Annotated in this window: 21 protein-coding genes; 6 read left to right on the top strand and 15 right to left on the bottom strand. The window is 74.5% G+C overall.

Annotated features, from left to right (window positions below):
• Window positions 1–17 precede the first annotated feature (17 nt).
• From VG869_10190 to VG869_10155, 8 genes are all read right to left on the bottom strand, one after another.
• The gene (locus VG869_10190) at window positions 18–824 is read right to left on the bottom strand and encodes an ABC transporter permease (GenBank protein HEV3451564.1); all 807 of its coding nucleotides are present in this window, start codon (window positions 822–824) and stop codon (window positions 18–20) included.
• The gene (locus tag VG869_10185; protein ID HEV3451563.1) at window positions 821–1,831 is read right to left on the bottom strand and encodes an ATP-binding cassette domain-containing protein; all 1,011 of its coding nucleotides are present in this window, start codon (window positions 1,829–1,831) and stop codon (window positions 821–823) included. The genes VG869_10190 and VG869_10185 overlap by 4 nt, the downstream gene beginning before the upstream one ends.
• 2 nt (window positions 1,832–1,833) lie before the next feature.
• The gene (locus VG869_10180; protein HEV3451562.1) at window positions 1,834–2,289 is read right to left on the bottom strand and encodes a universal stress protein; all 456 of its coding nucleotides are present in this window, start codon (window positions 2,287–2,289) and stop codon (window positions 1,834–1,836) included.
• A 1-nt stretch (window position 2,290) separates the two neighbouring features.
• Window positions 2,291–2,602, bottom strand: coding sequence for a hypothetical protein (locus VG869_10175; protein ID HEV3451561.1), 312 nt, complete (start codon window positions 2,600–2,602; stop codon window positions 2,291–2,293).
• Between the two features lie 383 nt (window positions 2,603–2,985).
• Window positions 2,986–3,714, bottom strand: coding sequence for a hypothetical protein (locus VG869_10170; protein ID HEV3451560.1), 729 nt, complete (start codon window positions 3,712–3,714; stop codon window positions 2,986–2,988).
• Window positions 3,711–4,337 (bottom strand): ABC transporter ATP-binding protein, encoded by a 627-nt coding sequence (locus VG869_10165; GenBank protein ID HEV3451559.1) that lies wholly within the window; start codon window positions 4,335–4,337, stop codon window positions 3,711–3,713. The genes VG869_10170 and VG869_10165 overlap by 4 nt, the downstream gene beginning before the upstream one ends.
• Window positions 4,334–5,290 (bottom strand): 2-dehydropantoate 2-reductase, encoded by a 957-nt coding sequence (locus tag VG869_10160; protein ID HEV3451558.1) that lies wholly within the window; start codon window positions 5,288–5,290, stop codon window positions 4,334–4,336. Before VG869_10160 ends, VG869_10165 begins: the two co-directional genes overlap by 4 nt.
• A 111-nt stretch (window positions 5,291–5,401) precedes the next feature.
• Window positions 5,402–5,731 carry a WhiB family transcriptional regulator gene (locus VG869_10155; protein ID HEV3451557.1) on the bottom strand — a complete coding sequence of 110 codons (330 nt, stop codon included), beginning with the start codon at window positions 5,729–5,731 and terminating at the stop codon, window positions 5,402–5,404.
• A gap of 286 nt (window positions 5,732–6,017) precedes the next feature.
• On the opposite strand from VG869_10155, the gene VG869_10150 reads away from it, so the two are divergent.
• Window positions 6,018–6,401 (top strand): hypothetical protein, encoded by a 384-nt coding sequence (locus tag VG869_10150; GenBank protein ID HEV3451556.1) that lies wholly within the window; start codon window positions 6,018–6,020, stop codon window positions 6,399–6,401.
• Complete coding sequence (locus VG869_10145; GenBank protein HEV3451555.1) at window positions 6,377–7,195, top strand: SigB/SigF/SigG family RNA polymerase sigma factor; 819 nt, start codon at window positions 6,377–6,379, stop codon at window positions 7,193–7,195. The genes VG869_10150 and VG869_10145 overlap by 25 nt, the downstream gene beginning before the upstream one ends.
• Window positions 7,196–7,485: 290 nt before the next feature.
• Here the strand turns inward: VG869_10145 and VG869_10140 are convergent, their stop codons facing one another.
• From VG869_10140 to VG869_10130, 3 genes are read right to left on the bottom strand one after another with little or no spacing between them, the layout of a single operon-like run.
• A complete protein-coding gene (locus VG869_10140; GenBank protein HEV3451554.1) occupies window positions 7,486–7,839 on the bottom strand; it encodes an STAS domain-containing protein in 354 nt (117 codons plus the stop codon).
• Window positions 7,836–8,612 (bottom strand): SigB/SigF/SigG family RNA polymerase sigma factor, encoded by a 777-nt coding sequence (locus VG869_10135; GenBank protein HEV3451553.1) that lies wholly within the window; start codon window positions 8,610–8,612, stop codon window positions 7,836–7,838. Before VG869_10135 ends, VG869_10140 begins: the two co-directional genes overlap by 4 nt.
• The gene (locus VG869_10130) at window positions 8,609–8,995 is read right to left on the bottom strand and encodes a hypothetical protein (GenBank protein HEV3451552.1); all 387 of its coding nucleotides are present in this window, start codon (window positions 8,993–8,995) and stop codon (window positions 8,609–8,611) included. Before VG869_10130 ends, VG869_10135 begins: the two co-directional genes overlap by 4 nt.
• A gap of 102 nt (window positions 8,996–9,097) precedes the next feature.
• Between VG869_10130 and VG869_10125 the strand changes: the two genes are divergently transcribed.
• The 3 genes from VG869_10125 to VG869_10115 all read left to right on the top strand — a co-directional run bounded on the left by VG869_10125 (window position 9,098) and on the right by VG869_10115 (window position 11,209).
• Window positions 9,098–9,469, top strand: a complete 372-nt coding sequence (locus tag VG869_10125) for a hypothetical protein (GenBank protein ID HEV3451551.1) — start codon at window positions 9,098–9,100, stop codon at window positions 9,467–9,469.
• A gap of 320 nt (window positions 9,470–9,789) precedes the next feature.
• Window positions 9,790–10,410 (top strand): hypothetical protein, encoded by a 621-nt coding sequence (locus tag VG869_10120; protein HEV3451550.1) that lies wholly within the window; start codon window positions 9,790–9,792, stop codon window positions 10,408–10,410.
• Window positions 10,403–11,209, top strand: coding sequence for a DUF1906 domain-containing protein (locus tag VG869_10115; protein ID HEV3451549.1), 807 nt, complete (start codon window positions 10,403–10,405; stop codon window positions 11,207–11,209). Before VG869_10120 ends, VG869_10115 begins: the two co-directional genes overlap by 8 nt.
• 24 nt (window positions 11,210–11,233) lie before the next feature.
• Here the strand turns inward: VG869_10115 and VG869_10110 are convergent, their stop codons facing one another.
• From VG869_10110 to VG869_10095, 4 genes are read right to left on the bottom strand one after another with little or no spacing between them, the layout of a single operon-like run.
• Window positions 11,234–12,064, bottom strand: a complete 831-nt coding sequence (locus VG869_10110) for a metal ABC transporter permease (protein HEV3451548.1) — start codon at window positions 12,062–12,064, stop codon at window positions 11,234–11,236.
• A 59-nt stretch (window positions 12,065–12,123) separates the two neighbouring features.
• Entirely contained in the window at window positions 12,124–13,011 is an 888-nt protein-coding gene (locus VG869_10105; protein ID HEV3451547.1) for a metal ABC transporter permease, read from the bottom strand.
• Entirely contained in the window at window positions 12,998–13,846 is an 849-nt protein-coding gene (locus tag VG869_10100) for a metal ABC transporter ATP-binding protein (GenBank protein ID HEV3451546.1), read from the bottom strand. The genes VG869_10105 and VG869_10100 overlap by 14 nt, the downstream gene beginning before the upstream one ends.
• Window positions 13,847–13,890: 44 nt before the next feature.
• Complete coding sequence (locus tag VG869_10095) at window positions 13,891–14,841, bottom strand: zinc ABC transporter substrate-binding protein (GenBank protein ID HEV3451545.1); 951 nt, start codon at window positions 14,839–14,841, stop codon at window positions 13,891–13,893.
• Between the two features lie 163 nt (window positions 14,842–15,004).
• On the opposite strand from VG869_10095, the gene VG869_10090 reads away from it, so the two are divergent.
• Window positions 15,005–15,205, top strand: coding sequence for a cold-shock protein (locus VG869_10090; GenBank protein HEV3451544.1), 201 nt, complete (start codon window positions 15,005–15,007; stop codon window positions 15,203–15,205).
• Window positions 15,206–15,209: the final 4 nt, after the last annotated feature.

The raw sequence follows: 15,209 nt of genomic DNA, 5'->3' as shown, positions 1-15,209 counted from the left end.
CGGCGCCGCCGCGACGATCAGACCGCGCGGCGGTAGCGGGCCACGGCGATCGGCGCGCACACGGCCGTGAGGGCCACGATCCACACCACCGCCTTGAGGACCGCTGAGGCCGTGGGACCGCCGAGCGTGAGCGCCCGCACCGCATTGACGACGACCGAGACGGGCTGGTTGCGCGCGAACGCCTGCAGCCATCCCGGCATGCTGCTGACCGGGACGAACGCCGACGACGCGAACACGAGTGGCGCCAGCACCGGAAACGACGCCGCCTGCGCCGTCTCGCTGTCGGGCACCGAGAGGCCCACGATGGCGAAGACCCACGACAGCGAGTACGCGAACGCCAGGACGAGCCCGAGGCCCGCGGTGACCGCGACCACGTTCGTGTGGACGGTCCAGCCCACGATGAACCCGACGACGACCATGAGCACGACCACGAACACGTTGCGGAGCAGGTCGGCCAAGGTGCGTCCCACGAGCACGGCCGACCGCGCCATAGGCAGGGACCGGAAGCGGTCGACGAGGCCCTTCTGCAGGTCCTCGGCGAGACCCACCCCGGTCTGGAGCGCGCCGAACGTGACCGTCTGCACGAAGATGCCGGGCATCAGGTAATCGACGTAGGGGACCCCCGGCACGCGGATCGCGCCGCCGAAGACGTACCGGAACATCAGGACGAAGATCACGGGCTGCACCGTCGCGAACACGAGCAGCTGCGGGTTTCGGCGCAGGGCGAGCGTGTTCCGCCAGGCGATGGTGACCGCGTCGCTGGCCGGGTGGGCGCGCCCGAGCGCCGACCTGGAGAGCGGGGCCGTGGTGGTCGGCGCGCTCACCGACCGCCCCGCCGGCGCGCGGCGTCGGCCGGGCCGTCGCCCGAGTCACCGTCGCTCGGCGCCTCGGCGGCGTGTCCGGTCAGCGACAGGAACACGTCGTCGAGCGTGGGCTCCCGGAGCGCCATCGTCATCGGCTCCAGGTGCTCGGCGTCCAGGGTCCGGACGGTGGCGAGCATCGCGCTGGCCCCGTCGGCGACGTGCATCCGCAGCTCGTGGCCCTCGACGTCGACCGAGCCCAGCGCGGCCAGCCGCGTCGCCGCGACCGTCGCGCTCTCCTGGTCCTTGAACGCGACCTCGATGACCGTCGATCCGAGCTGGCCCTTCAGCTCGGCCGAGGTGCCCTCGGCGATGATCAGGCCGTGGTCGATGACGACGATGCGGTCCGCCAGCCGGTCGGCCTCCTCGAGGTACTGGGTCGTGAGCAGCAGCGTCGTCCCCGACCCGACGAGCTCCTCGATGACCCGCCACAGCTCGGTGCGCCCGTACGGGTCCAGCCCGGTCGTGGGCTCGTCGAGGAACAGGACCGGTGGGCGGTGGACGAGCGCCGCGGCCAGGTCGAGGCGGCGGTGCATGCCGCCGGAGAAGGTCCGGACCAGGCGGTCGGCGGCGTCGGCGAGCTGGAAGCGCTCGAGCAGCTCGTCCCCGCGCCCGGCGATCTCGCCGGCCGGGATGTGGGTGAGCCGCCCGACGAGGCGCAGGTTCTCGCGAGCGGTGAGGTTGTCGTCCACGGCTGCGTACTGGCCGGCCAGGCCGATCATCGCCCGGATCAACGCCGGCTCGGCGGCGACGTCGATGCCGAGGACCGTGGCGGAGCCGGCGTCCGGGCGCATGAGGGTGGTGAGGATCCGGACCGCCGTCGTCTTGCCGGCGCCGTTGGGCCCGAGCAGGCCGAGCACCGTGCCGGTGCCGACCTCGAACGAGATTCCGCGCAGCGCCTCGACCGCCGCCGGCCCCGTGCCGAACCGCTTCACGAGCCCGTCGGCGGCGATGGCGGCCTCGGCGACCATCGTCAGTCGGGTCGGTCGGACGGCGAGCTCGACCGCCAGGTCGCGGGCACCGCGACGATCGGTCGCGCCGCGTGCTGGAGCAGGTGGTGGGTGGTGCTGCCCAGCATGAGCTCGGCGAGCGTGCCCCGACCGGTCATGCCCACCGCGATGAGCGTCGCTCGCTCGCGCTCGGCGCTGCGGAGCAGGGCTTCCGCGGCCCGCCCGGTGAGGAGGCGGGTCTGGTAGGGCACGCCGGCGGAGCGGGGGACCTGCGTCCACTCGTCTCGGAGGCGGCGCTCGAACTCGTGACGCATCGGGTCGGGGTTGATCTGGATGGCGGCCAGCTCCCACTCGAACGCCGACGAGAGGACGTAGGCGACGAGCAGCTCGCCGTCGTTGCGCACCGCGTAGGCGGTCGCCCAGTCGAGCGCGCCGCGCGCCGCCGGCGTGTCGTCGTAGCCGACCAGGATTCGCTCCACGTCAACGGTCCCGACCGGTGGCTCCCGATCCGCGCGATCCACCCGCTCGGGTCTCCTGCTCGCGGATCCAGGCGACGACGTCGTCGGGCTCGCCCTCGGCGTGCTCGGCGAAGTAGGCCTCGAGCCAGCGCAGGATCTGGTCGTCCGTGAAGCCGTCGGCTTCGAGACGGGCCCGCACCTCGTTCTCGGCCAGCCGCTCCGGCTCCACCTTCTCGATCGGGACCGGGGCCCCCTCGACGCCCGCCTGCTCCGGGGACTCCGGCTCGAGGCCGTCGTCGCCGCCGTCGCTGCGGTGGGGATCGGGCGCGGCCATCGGCTCCTCCGGGGGGCGGGACGGCCGACACGCTCGCCGGCCGCGCCCGAGGATAGGCCCGCACCCGTGCAGCGCCGGCGGTCGACGGCCCGGGCGCCGCGCCGCGCACGCGCCGACGCCGTGCCCGCTCGATCGCCAGTCCCCGTCTGCCGACCCGGCGGGGGGCGACCCCGACCGACCGGGCGTGCGCACGGGCGGGGATGCGCGCGCCGGTCGGTCAGGTGGTGGGCCCGGCCCGCCGCGCCGGGGGAGCCACTGCGGCGAGCCGGGCCACACTTCGGCGCGGGGCACCCGACGGTTCGAGTCGCGGCCCCGTCGCCCGAGCCGAGGACGGCGCGCGGCGCCGAGGTCCCGACCCCGGCCGCCGACGTCCCACGCCAGGGTTACGGGGCGGGGTCGGAAACGGATTGACTCGCCGGCGTGTCGACGCCGGCGGGGCGGGCCACGCGCGTGCGCCAGGCCCAGATCAGCATGGCGACGGCGGTGAGCCCGACCGTCCAGGCCACCGAGCGGCCGGCCGCGGCCGCGACGGAGGCGACGTGGGCCTTCGCCGCCGCCCGGTCGAGCAGCGCCTGGGCGCCGCCGAGCGGCAGCGCCGCCACCGCGCCGCCCTCGGACGGCAGGATCATCTCGATGCCGATGAGCCCGATGAGCAGGAGGGTGGCCTCGAGCTCGTACGGGACGAGCGCGGCCAGCACCAGGCCGAGCGGCACCGAGACGAGGGTCACGAGCACGAGCGCGGCGGCCAGCGCGAGGAGGTGGGGGGTGCCGGAGACGCCGGCGAGCAGGGCGCCGAACAGGGCGCTGAGCGCCAAGCCGGTCACGTCGAGCAGGACCACCCGGGCGCCGAGCAGCTCGGCGGGCCGGTAGCCGTCGAGCACGAGGCGCTGGTCGACGGCGCGGGCGCCGAGCGCGGTGAAGAGGCTGGCGCCGGCGATGGCCCAGCTCAGCCCGAGTCCGCCCGCGGTGAAGGCGTGGCCGCCCCCCGAGGTCTTGCTCACCACGAAGAACACCACCGGCAAGGCCACGAGCAGACCCAGCGCCAGGGCGCGCCGGCTCAGGTCCCGCCCGAACATCTCGACCGCCGTCGCGGTCCGGCGCAGCGAGGTCATCCCCGTCGCGCCGGCGGCGTCAGCCCGACGATCCGGTCCACCCGGTCCAGCTCGGCGAGGAGGTGGGTCACGACGAGCACGCCGCGGCCGGCGTGGCGCCAGCGCTCGATCTGGTCCCAGAAGCTGACGTAGCTCCCGCGGTCGAAGCCCTGGTACGGCTCGTCGAGCAGGAGCAGGGCGGGGTCGCCGAGCAGCGCCAGCGTGAGGTTCAGCTTCTGGCGCGCCCCGCCCGACAGCTCGCGGACGGGCTGGCGGGGGCTCCCCGAGAACTCGAGGTCTCGAAGCTGCGCCCACCCCCGTCGTCGTGCTTCCCCGCGGTCGAGGCCGTGGCCGCGCCCGAACAGCATCAGGTGCTCGTCGACCCGCAGCGACTCGAGGAAGGTGGCGTCCTGCGGGCAGTAGCCCAGCCGGCCGCGGGCGGCCACCGTGCCGGCGTCGGGGCGGATGAGGCCGGCGCAGATGCGCAGCAGGGTCGTCTTGCCCGATCCGTTCTCGCCGACCAGCGCGACCGCCTCACCGCCGCGGAGCTCCAGGTCGACCGCGTCGAGCACGGAGAGGCGTCGAAACCGCTTCGAGACGCCGCGCACGGCGAGGGCCGGGCGCGTCGCGGCCGACGCGGTCACCCGACGAGCCGGGCCAGGTCGTCCTCGCTGACGGCGCCGGGAGCGGCGCCGGCGCGCGCGAGCTCGTTGGCGAGCCGCTGCAGGGCCTCGTTGACGGGCGTCGGCACGCCGTGGAGGCGACCCAGCAGCACGATCTCGCCGTTCAGGTAGTCGGCCTCGACGTTGCCCGTCTTCCGGCTGAGGCTCTGCCACGACGACCCACCCCGGTGCCGGCCGTCGGGCGGGCGCGGCCCGAGGTCGGCCCGGCGGGCGGCGTCCTCGGCCTCGGAGGCGTACGCGATGCCGGCGGCCTCGAGGCAGGCGACGCCTTCCTCTCGGGCGCGGGCGGCGACGGCGCCGACGCGGCTGCCCGGGCCGGCGATCGCCGCGAGCGCGTTCCCGAGGTTCAGCAGCAGCTTCGTGTACTTCCATCGCTGGATGTCGGGTCGCGGCTCGGACAGGAAGCCGGCGGCGCCCAGTGCGGCCGCGACGGCGCCGGCGGTGTCGTCGACGCCGGCGGGGTAGCGACCGATGTCGAGGATGCCGTGCGGCCGGTTCCGGTGCGCTTGCACGACGCCCGCGTCCAGGTGCGTCGCCGGACACATCACGCACACCGCGTACACGTTGGCGAAGCGTCGCAGCGCCCGCCGCTCGTTGTCGACGCCGTTCTGGACGCACGCGATCGGCGTCGTCGACGGTGCGACCGCGAGCGCGTCCAGCGCCGCCGCTGTGTGCTGACTCTTCGTCGTGAGGAGCACGACGTCGTCGTCGTTCAGGTCCAGCGTCTCGACGTCGTCGGTCGCCGGCACGCGCTCGACGGTGGTCCCGTCGGGCGCGTCGACACGAAGCCCGTGCTGGCGGATCGACTCGAGGTGGGGGCCGCGCGCCACGAGCGCCACCGAATGACCGCCCTCGTGCAACCGCGCTCCGACCAGCCCGCCGATCGCCCCCGCTCCGAAGACGACGAAGCGCACGCGTCATTCTCGCGCGCGAGGCTCGCCGTCGGTCCCTCGGCTGTGGCGCGCGTGGTCACGGACGTAGCAGTCGCGCGGGACCCGAGTGGGCCCGGCTCGGTCTCGAGGTGGTCAGGAAGCCTGGAGCCGAGCGGTGAAGCCGCTCGCCAGCGCCGGCCGGTATCCGGCCGAGGCGCGTTCCTCCTCGGTCTCGCCGCCCCAGAACCCGAACTCGCGGTTCTCGCGCGCCCAGGCCCGACAGGGCTCGAGCACGGGGCACGTGGCGCAGAGCGCACGGGCCGCTCGCTCGCGTCGGCTGCGTCGCCCGGGCCGCTCACGGTCGGGCGCGAAGAACAAGTGGGTGCTGCCGCGGCACTCCGCTTTGGCCGCCCAGCCGAGGGCGAAGTCGTCGCCGTCCGCCTCGGGTATCAGCTGCAGGTCGTCGATCAGCGCCGCTTGCATCCCCGCGGTCCGTCCTTTCTGCCCGTGGCGGCCCCAACGGCAACGGTCGAGGTCCGCCCGCGTCGGAGTGGGAAACGTCCGTTTCGTGTACCCGGGGCGGCAGGGGTGCAAACCCGGCTCGGCCCGGGCCGGGGATTTAGGAGCCGCCGGCGGGGGAACGAGAGAGGGATGCCTCCGAAGCGCCTCGTGGCGGCGCGGCCCGGCCCGACCGTCCCGACCGGCGGGCGTCGGGCCCGACCGGCGCCCCGGCCCAGGTCAGCGGGCCGACCCGCCCGTGGCTGAGGCCATGCCGGAGCCGGTCGAGGTCCTGCACCTCGTGGTGCCGCCGTACGCGGCGCACCTCGAGGCCGTGCGAGCCGTGGCCGGGCACGCCGCCGACCGGGCCGGCCTCGAGGCCGACGACCGCGAGGACCTCTGCCTCGCCGTCGACGAGCTGTGCCAGCTGGTCGTGGGCGCCACCGACTTCGCCCTCCTCGTGACCCTGGCGGCGCACCCGTCGATGGTGCTGGCCCGGGTCGTCGCCCGTCGTCGGGACGGCGCCGCCATCGACGAGCTGTCGAGCCTCGCCGCCGCCGTGCTGGCGCGGGCGGTGGACTTCTACACGCTGGGCCCGTCCGACGACGCCGTCGAGGGCATGGTCGTGAAGTGCCGGGCCGGGACGCGGCGGTGACGGGCGACGCTCGCCCCGAGGAGCCGGACCGCCAGCCCTCCGAGGACGATCGGTTCGCGGCGTACGCCCGAACCGGCGACGTCAAGCTCCGCAACGAGCTCGTCGAGTCCCACGTCCGCCTGGCCGAGTTCTGCGCCCGACGCTTCGCGTACCGCGGCGAGCCGTTCGACGACCTCCGGCAGGTGGCCCTCGTCGGCCTGCTGAAGGCGGTCGAGCGCTTCGAGCCGGACCGCGGGGTGCGGTTCACGTCGTTCGCAACTCCGACGATCGTCGGCGAGCTCAAACGGCACTTCCGCGACCGCGGCTGGACCGTCCACGTGCCCCGGCGGCTCCAGGAGCTGCACCTCGAGGTCGGGCGTCTGGTCGGCACCCTGAGCCAGCAGCTCGGACGCACGCCGACCGCGGCCGAGATCGCCGAGCGGGCGGGGGTGACCGAAGAGGAGATCCTCGAGAGCATGGAGGCGGCCACGATGTACCGGCCGTCGTCACTCGACGTGACCCGTGTCGACGATGACGGGCTCGAGGTCGCCGTGGCCGCCCGCGTGGGCACCGACGACCCCGAGCTGGGGGCGGTCGAGCGCCGCGTGGAGCTGGCCGAGCTCCTCGAGCGGCTCCCCGACCGCGAGCAGCGCATCGTCTACCTGCGCTTCTTCGAGGGCCTGACCCAGGCCGAGATCGCCGACCGGGTCGGCCTGAGCCAGATGCACGTGTCCCGCCTGCTCGCCCGCAGCCTCGACGTGCTGGCCGACCCGGCCGCGCCGGCGCCGGGCGGCGATCCGGACCCCGAGTCCTGACTCGCGCCGGGCGAACCGACCCCGGCTCGGGACGGCGACCAGCGGTCGTTGCCCGCCCGTCGCGGGCCCGTCCGGGCCGGGCCGCCCCCGCCGCCTCAGGGTCGCCCGGCCGGTGCCGGGGTCTGGGCGCCCGTCGAGGCCGGGACCGGCGCGCCCGAGCCCGGCCCTTGGGGCCGGGCTCGGGGGTTCCGCCGGTCGGGGTGGGGAGCGGCCGGCGGGAATCTAGGAAGGACGGGCGCGGACCGTGGAGCGGGTATGCCCCCGGGGAGCCGGCCCGGAAACCTCGAATCTCAGCGGATGGTGAAGAGCTCGGTCAGCCCCGTGACGTCGAACACCTTCCGGACCGGGTCCTGGAGGCCCTGGAGCACGAGCTGCCCGTCCCGGTCCCGCTCTCGGAGCCGCCGGAGGGTGCCAACGAGCACCCCGAGCCCGGACGAATCGACGAAGGTCACGTCGCGCAGGTCGACCACGATCGGGCCGCCCCGGTCGACGAGCTGATGGAGCTCGCGGCGCAGCTCCGGAGAGGTCGCCACGTCGACCTCGCCGCTGACCCGGAGGACCCAGCTGCCGGGTTGCTCGCCCGGGCCGGCCACGAAGGTGGCGGGGCTCGCGGCGCCGTCGCGGTCGGACGGGCTCCCGGTCACGGGCCCTCCAAGACTTCGCGGTCACGCATGCGCGCACCGAGCGTCGCGAGGCTGCGGTGCAGGAGCCGGGACACGTGCATCTGGCTCACGCCGACCCGGTCGGCGATCTCCGCCTGGGTGAGTCCCTCGAAGAAGCGCAGGAACACGATCCGCCGCTCTCGCACCGGCAGCGCCGCGATCATCGTGCGCACCAGGGCCCGGTCCTCGACGTGGGCGAGTTCCTCGTCGTCGGCGCCGACCCACCCCGCGCCCGCGTTCTCGTCGTAATCCGACGGCGCGGCGTCCAGGGACCCGGCGCGGTAGAGGCTCGCGGCCTCCATCCCCTCGAGGACCTGCTCCTCGGCGGCGCCGACGTGCCGGGCAATCTCGGACGGGGTCGGCGCCCGGCCGAACTGCTGGCCCAGCTCGCTGCGGGCGCGCTCCACCCGCAGCGACAGCTCCTGCAGCCGTCGAGGCACCCGCACCGACCAGGTGCGGTCGCGGAAGTGACGCTTCAGCTCCCCGATGATCGTGGGCCCGGCGAAGGTCGTGAAGTTGAGGCCGCGCTCGGGCTCGAACCGCTCGACCGCCTTCAGCAGGCCCACGAGCGCGACCTGGCGCAGATCGTCCAACGGCTCGCCGCGGTCGGCGAAGCGCCGCGCGAGGTACTCGGCGAAGCCGCGATGCTCCTCGATGAGCGCGTTGCGGAGCGCGCGCGACCGGCTGCGCCGGTAGGCGCAGAACCTCGCCGCGCTGAGCGCGGCGGCGTCGGCGACCGGCGCCCGGGTGTTCACGCGGAGACCGCCGATGCGGCGGACTTGACGAGCACGAACGACATCCGCTCGCCGTCGACCGCGAGGGCGTGGTGGTCGGTGACGGCGTCGACGATCAACGCCGAGACGCCGGCCAGCCGCGGGGCGGCGGCGCCGCGTCGCTTCGGGGCCGAGCCCCGGACGATCACGCGTCCGCCCCGGACGACGAGCCGGAGCAGGAGCCGCTGGTCGGTCGCATCCATGAGGGTGTAGCAGAGCTCGCCGACGGCGACCCGCAGGTCGTCGAGCTCGTTGCGATCGAAGCCCGCTTGGCCGCCGGCCTCGGCCGCGACCAGCCGCGCCGCCCGAAGGTGACTGGTCCGCGGCGGCACGAGCAGGCAGACCTCGTCGTAGTCGTCCTCCACCCTGGGCGCCGCCTCGTCTGTCCCGCCGCGGCCGTTGACGAGCGCGGTGTTACCCGTGGCTCCGACGACGCTAACCCCGCCACGGGCCAATAGCCTCACGGGGTGGCCGTCGACGCGCACGTGCGGGTGGAGTTCCCGGCCCGACCAGAGTTCCTCCGCCTGGCCCGCCTGGCCGCCGCCGACCTCGGCAGCCGGGCCGGCTTCGACTACGAGGAGATCGAGGACCTGCGCATCGCCGTCTCCGAGCTGTGCGCCATGATCACCGGCGGGCAGGACGCCGCGGTGTCCCTGTCCTTCGCGCTGAGCGAGGACGCGGTGCGCGTCGAGGGATCGACGCCGTACGAGGGCGCCGAACTGCTCGCCGACGACCTCGACCTCGCCCGCGGCCTGGTGGCGGCGGTCGTCGACGAGCACGACGTGTCCACCGACGGCGAGATGGCCCGATTTCACCTCGTGAAGCGCCGACACCACTGAGCTCGCGGCGTCGCGCCGCGGCTCACGTCCTCGGACGCGGCCGGCTCCGCGAACACCGCGAGAACAGCACGCGACGAGGCGGCGAACTCGCCGGCGCCGCGCGCACCCACCCGCCCCGGCACGACGGAACCGCCGACGCGCGAAACGGATAGATCGCCCGCAAGGGACGGCCGTGGCCCTCGACCGCCGCACGGCTGCAGGCGGTTGAGTCGCCGCTCAAGGTCGGCGCGCCGGGCGCCGATGTTGCCGCGTGTGGCTGGGACCCCATCACGGCGACCGTCTACGCTTCGCCACGCCCTCCTTCCCTCGCGGATGACCGAGTGACTCGACGCGCGATGACGACTGCTCGACTCCGGATCGTCGCCACGGCGGCGATCCTCGCCGGCGGTGCCGCGTTCGCCGCCTGCGGCGGCTCCGGCCCGAGCGTGGCGTCCCGCGTCCACCAGAGCGGGAGCACGACGACGTCCTCGACGGGCAGCACCACCACCACGACGGGGAGCACCACGACGACGGCGCCGACCACCACGACGACGACGAACGCGGCCACCGCGCAGCGCGTCAGCTACGCCGGCCTGGTCTTCGGGGTGCCCACGGGCTGGCCGGTCTACGACCTCGCCTCCGACCAGTCACGCTGCGTGCGCCTCGACGCCCACGCCGTGTACCTGGGTCAGCAGGGATCGACGGCACGCTGCCCGGCCCACGCCTTCGGGCACACCGAGTCGGTCCAGGTCGAGCCGCTGAACGCCCGGGCGCAGACCGACGCCGCCGTGGCCACGCAGGCGGAGACCCTGAACGGCCTGCGGGTCACCGTCGACCCGCACGGCGAGACGTCGGGCGCGCTGACGGCGGTGTTCCCGGACCAGGGACTGGTCGTCGTCGTCACGTACGCCAACAGCGCGGCGCTCGCCGAGCAGATCCTCGCCAGCTTCCAGCATGCGTGACCGACACCGACGGACGCGCCTCGCCGTGGTCGCGGCCGGCCTGCTCGCAGCGGGGATCCTGGCTGCCTGCCGGCCGCTCCCGTCGCCGCCGCCGCCCCCGCCGGGCGTCTTCACCGGCCTCGGCTTCGACACCTGCGCGGCGCCGTCGACCGGCGAGATGGGAGCGTGGCTGAACTCCCCGTATCGGGCCATCGGCGTCTACATCGGCGGCGGCAACCGCGGCTGCAGCCAGCCGAACCTGACCGCGGGGTGGGTGTCGCAGGTCGGCGCCTGGGGCTGGCGGCTCGCTCCCCTCTACGTGGGCCTGCAGGCGCCGTGCTCCGGCATCGGGGCCACGATCAACCCGGCCGCGCCGTGGCCGCAGGGCGTCGTGGCCGCCGACGACGCCGTGCTGCACGCCCGGCTCCTCGGCCTCGGCGGCGGCACACCGATCTACTTCGACATGGAGGCCTACGACAACTCGAACGGACCGTGCGTGTCGGCGGTCATCAACTTCATCAACGGCTGGGACTGGGAGCTCCACCAGGACGGCTACGTCGCCGGCTTCTACTCGAGCGCGGCGTCGGGGATCGCCGACCAGCTGCGCTTCGTCGGCTACCCGAACTACACCGTGCCGGACGCCATCTGGTTCGCGCACTGGAACGGCGTGGCCTCGGTGTGGGGCGACCCCTACCTCCCGGACACCAGCTGGTACTTCCATCAGCGCATCCACCAGTACTCGGGGGGCCACGACGAGGGCTACGCCGGGGTGGTCCTGAACATCGACGGCGACGCGTTCGACGCGCCCACGGCCGGCTAGACCCCCGCGCCTAGACCGCCGCGCCTAGACCCCGGCGCTGGGCTGAGCGGCGGGCGTCGCCCCGGCGCCGGCCCCGGTCCGGCTGACGACGAGGCTCACCGCGTAGGCCGTGGTCGCGACCGCGAGGATCGAGAAGCTCGGCGGCAGCACGTCGACGAGGTAGCTCGCGGTCAGGCCCGCCCACACCGCGGCGACGGCCAGCCCCGCGGACAGCCCGAGCCCGAGAAACGGGCGCGCCGTGAGCCGGCGCGCCGTCGCGCCGGGAGCGGCGAGGAGGCCCACGAGCAGCAGCGCGCCGACCGCGGTCGTGGCCTCGGCCGCGCAGGCGCCGACGAGGGCCAGGAAGCCGACGCCGAGCGCACGGACCGGGATGCCGCGGGCCGCCGCCACCGCCGGGTCCACGCTGGCGAACAGCAGCGGGCGGGCGAGGACCAGCGTCACCGCGACGACCCCGACGCCGATCAACGCCGCGGTCCGGGCGTCCGCGGCGCTGAGCCCGAAGATCGAGCCGAAGAGCACGCGCACCCCGGCGGTCCCGTTCGACCCGCTGCTCGCGGTGGCGTAGATGCTCTCGAAGAGCACCCCGAGGCCGAGCACCCAGGTGAAGACGGTGCCGACGACGACGTCGGAGGCCTCTCGGTGCCCGAGCCACCCGAGGACGGCGCCGGCGCCGATGGTGGCGGCGAAGAGACCCAGGCGCAGGTCGAGCCCGGCCGCGAGGGCGGCGAGGGCGCCGGCGAAGGCGACGTGGCTGAGGGCGTCGCCGCTGAAGACCTGCACCCGCAGCACCACGAAGTAGCCGACGACACCAGCAGCCCCCGCGATCGCGGTCCCCGCGAGGAGCGCCTCACGCATGAACGGGTGCGCGAGGAGGTCGCCGATGCCCGAGCCCACGGCGAGCACCGACGCGACGGTCACGCCCGCGCCGCCCGGCGCTCGCGCGCCCAGCGGCCCGTGCGGGCGCCCAGGTACCCGACGAAGGCGATCGAGGTGACCCAGAAGCCGACGGGTCGGTTCGAGTAGTAGGCGGCGGCCAGGGCCAGCCACACCGTCGCCAGCCCGAGCGCGACCGAGAGGGTGAGCCCCGCGACCGGCCGGGCCGTCAGGAGGTGGGCCGTCGCCGGCGGCGCGATGAGCAGCGCGAAGACAAGGAGGGAGCCGGTGATCTGGCTGGCGGCGCCGACCGCGAGCCCGAGGACGATCAGAAACGCGACGCCGAGTCGCCGCGCCCCGATCCCGGCCGCGGCGGCGACGTCCGGGTCGACGGACGCGAACAGCAGCCGCCGGCCCGTCAGCGCCACGACGGCGAGGGCGGCGAGCGCGACCGCGGCCAGGGCCAACACCTGCGCGTCGGTGATGCCGAGGAAGCTGCCGAACAGGAGCGCCTCCACGCCGGTCAGGAACCCCGAGTACAGGGTGACGAACAAGAAGCCGGCGGCGAGCGCGAACGACTGGAACGTCCCGATGACGGCCGCCTCGGTGGCGTCGCCGTCGCCGCCGTCACCCCGGGCCAGGGCGACGAGCACGGCGCCGGCGGCGCACGCGCCGAAGTAGCCGACGGTCGCCGACGCGCCGAGCCACAGCGCGCCGGCGGCGCCGGGAAACCCGACGAGTGACAGGGTGTGAGCCGCGAACGCCTGCCGACGCAGGACCACGAACCAGCCGACCACCCCGGCCACGACGGCGACGATCGTCCCGGCTCGGAACGCGTTGACCATGAAGTGGAACGACAGCAGCTGGTGGACGTCGTCGACGAGGTTCCAGGAGGGCGCGGGCGTCGAGCCGGCGTCAGCCAGCGTCACGATGCTCGCTCCGGTGCAGCGACGGGTGGTAGGTGGGCGCCTCCGGTTGCCCGACGACCACGAGGCGGCCGTCCGACGCGCGCAGGACCTCGATCGGGACCCCGTAGAGCCGGCTCAGGGTCTCGGTGGTGATCACCTCCTCGGGCGTCCCGATCGCGGCCCCGCCGCCGGCGAGGTACACGACCCGGTCGAGGTAGGAGAGGACGGGGTTCACGTCGTGGGCGACGACGAGGACGGTGACGTCTCCGTCGCACCGGATGCGCTCGACGAGCGCCATCACAGCGGCCTGGTTCGGGAGGTCCAGGCTGTCGAGGGGTTCGTCGAGGAGCAGCAGCGCCGGGTCGCGGGCGAGGGCCTGCGCGATGAGCAGCCGCTGCTGCTCGCCGCCCGAGCACTCGCCGATCGGTCGCCCGGCGTAGGCCGACGCCCCCACCCGCTCGACGAGCTCGGCCACGCGGCGGTCCACGGCGCGCCGGCCTCGCCCACCCGGGAGCGGGACACCCCAGCGGTGCCCGTCGATCCCGAGCCTCACGACGTCGACGCCGCGGATCCGAAGCCCGGGGTCGAAGCTCCGACGCTGCGGCAGGTAGCCGATGCGGGGTCCGGCCGATCCCGGCCGGGCGCCGAGGACGACGGCGTCGCCGGCCGCGAGCGGCACGAGGCCGAGGAGCGCCCGGAGCAGGGTCGACTTGCCGACGCCGTTCGGTCCGAGCACGGCGACGAGCTCGCCGCGCTGCACCGTGAGGTCCACGTCGTGCCACACGGTCCGGCCCCCGACGCGAGCGGCGGCGCCTCGGAGCTCGACCGCCGGGCTCGACACCGGTGGGTCCACCACCCGGGGGCGCCCCGGTGCGCCGTCGAGGTCGCCGCGTCCCGGCGTCACGAGGACGGCGCGGTGCTGGCCCGGCCGACGGCTCGCTGCAAGGCGGCGCGGAGGGCCTGCAGCTGGCGGACCTGCCAGGCCTGGAACGTGGTCGTGGGCGGCGCCAGGGTCTCGGTCACGGTCGTCACCGGGATCGCCGCCCGCTTGGCCGCAGACACGAGCCGAGCGATGTCCGGAGTGGAGTTCTGGCTGTTGAACACGAAGACCTTGATGGCCTTCGATTGGATCTGCTGGTCGACGGTGGTCTTGTCGGCCGCGGTGGGATCGGTTCCCTCGCTGATCGCCCGGAGAAACGTCGTCGGCGTCAGCAGCGGCAGCCGGAGCGCGGCTGCCAGTGGGCTCATGATGCTCTCGGACGCCCCGATGGACGTGCCGCCGAACTCGGCCCCGATCTGCGCGATGAGGGCGTGATAGGGCGCCAGCGCCGATTCGAACGCGGCGTGCTGGCGCGCGAAGTACGCGCGGTCACGGGGGTCGAGCCGTGACAGCTCGGTCGTCACCCGGTCGGTGAACCGCCGGACACTGTCGGGCGAGTACCACTGGTGCGGGTTCCCGTCGGCCGGGACGCCGAGGAACTGGCCGACGTTGAGGACGGTCCGGCTGCCGCCGGGGTTCGCGTCCAGGAGCCGCTGGGCCCACGGGTCGTAGCCGACCCCGTTCTCGATGACGAAGCGGGCCGACGCGATCGCGCGCCCGTCCGCGGGCGTGGCCTCGTAGCTGTGCGGGTCGGTGTTCGGGTTGGTGATGATGCTCGTGACGCTGGCCTGGGTTCCCGCGAGCTGCTTGGCGATGCTGCCCCACATGTTGACGGTGGCCACCACGCTGAGCCGGCCGCCCGCCGCGCCCGTGGTGCCGGCGCCGGCGGCCGGGCCGCGGGCCAGGACCGCCCCGAGGACCAGGACGACCGCGGCCCCGCGGCGCCATCGGGCGGATCGATCGCGGGCCATGACCCTCCTGATCCAAGAACCATCCTGATAGTGATTCTCAACCTAGCCGCCCGGACGCCCCGGCACCAGGCCGCGGGCGGCGCGGGGTGCCTTGCTAGGGTTTGCGGCGGTTTGAAGGAGCGTTGATCAGTTGGTCAACTGCGAGCGCTGAGGAGTTGATCGAATGGTCAACGGCACCGTGAAGTTCTTCAATGCCGAGAAGGGGTATGGGTTCATCGCCCGCGAGGGCGGTGACGACGTCTTCGTGCACTTCTCGCAGATCGAGGGCGAGGGCTACCGCACCCTGCAGCAGGGCCAGAAGGTCGAGTTCGAGATCGGTCCCGGTCGCAAGGGCGACGAGGCCCGCAACGTCCGCGTGGTCTGACCCG

This window comes from Acidimicrobiia bacterium, from assembly GCA_035948415.1.
Classification (GTDB): domain Bacteria; phylum Actinomycetota; class Acidimicrobiia; order IMCC26256; family PALSA-555; genus PALSA-555.
Note: the sequence above shows the minus strand (reverse complement) of the source record. Positions and strands in the feature narration are given on the sequence as shown.

What these genes read in the sequence shown, in the direction of transcription:
- VG869_10185 (HEV3451563.1), bottom strand. Translation starts at nt 1,831, where the DNA reads ATGGTCGCCGAGGCCGCCATCGCCGCCGACGGGCTCGTGAAGCGGTTC.
- VG869_10150 (HEV3451556.1), top strand. Translation starts at nt 6,018, where the DNA reads ATGCCGGAGCCGGTCGAGGTCCTGCACCTCGTGGTGCCGCCGTACGCG.
- VG869_10155 (HEV3451557.1), bottom strand. Translation starts at nt 5,731, where the DNA reads ATGCAAGCGGCGCTGATCGACGACCTGCAGCTGATACCCGAGGCGGAC.
- VG869_10170 (HEV3451560.1), bottom strand. Translation starts at nt 3,714, where the DNA reads ATGACCTCGCTGCGCCGGACCGCGACGGCGGTCGAGATGTTCGGGCGG.
- VG869_10090 (HEV3451544.1), top strand. Translation starts at nt 15,005, where the DNA reads ATGGTCAACGGCACCGTGAAGTTCTTCAATGCCGAGAAGGGGTATGGG.
- VG869_10115 (HEV3451549.1), top strand. Translation starts at nt 10,403, where the DNA reads ATGCGTGACCGACACCGACGGACGCGCCTCGCCGTGGTCGCGGCCGGC.
- VG869_10175 (HEV3451561.1), bottom strand. Translation starts at nt 2,602, where the DNA reads ATGGCCGCGCCCGATCCCCACCGCAGCGACGGCGGCGACGACGGCCTC.
- VG869_10095 (HEV3451545.1), bottom strand. Translation starts at nt 14,841, where the DNA reads ATGGCCCGCGATCGATCCGCCCGATGGCGCCGCGGGGCCGCGGTCGTC.
- VG869_10110 (HEV3451548.1), bottom strand. Translation starts at nt 12,064, where the DNA reads ATGCGTGAGGCGCTCCTCGCGGGGACCGCGATCGCGGGGGCTGCTGGT.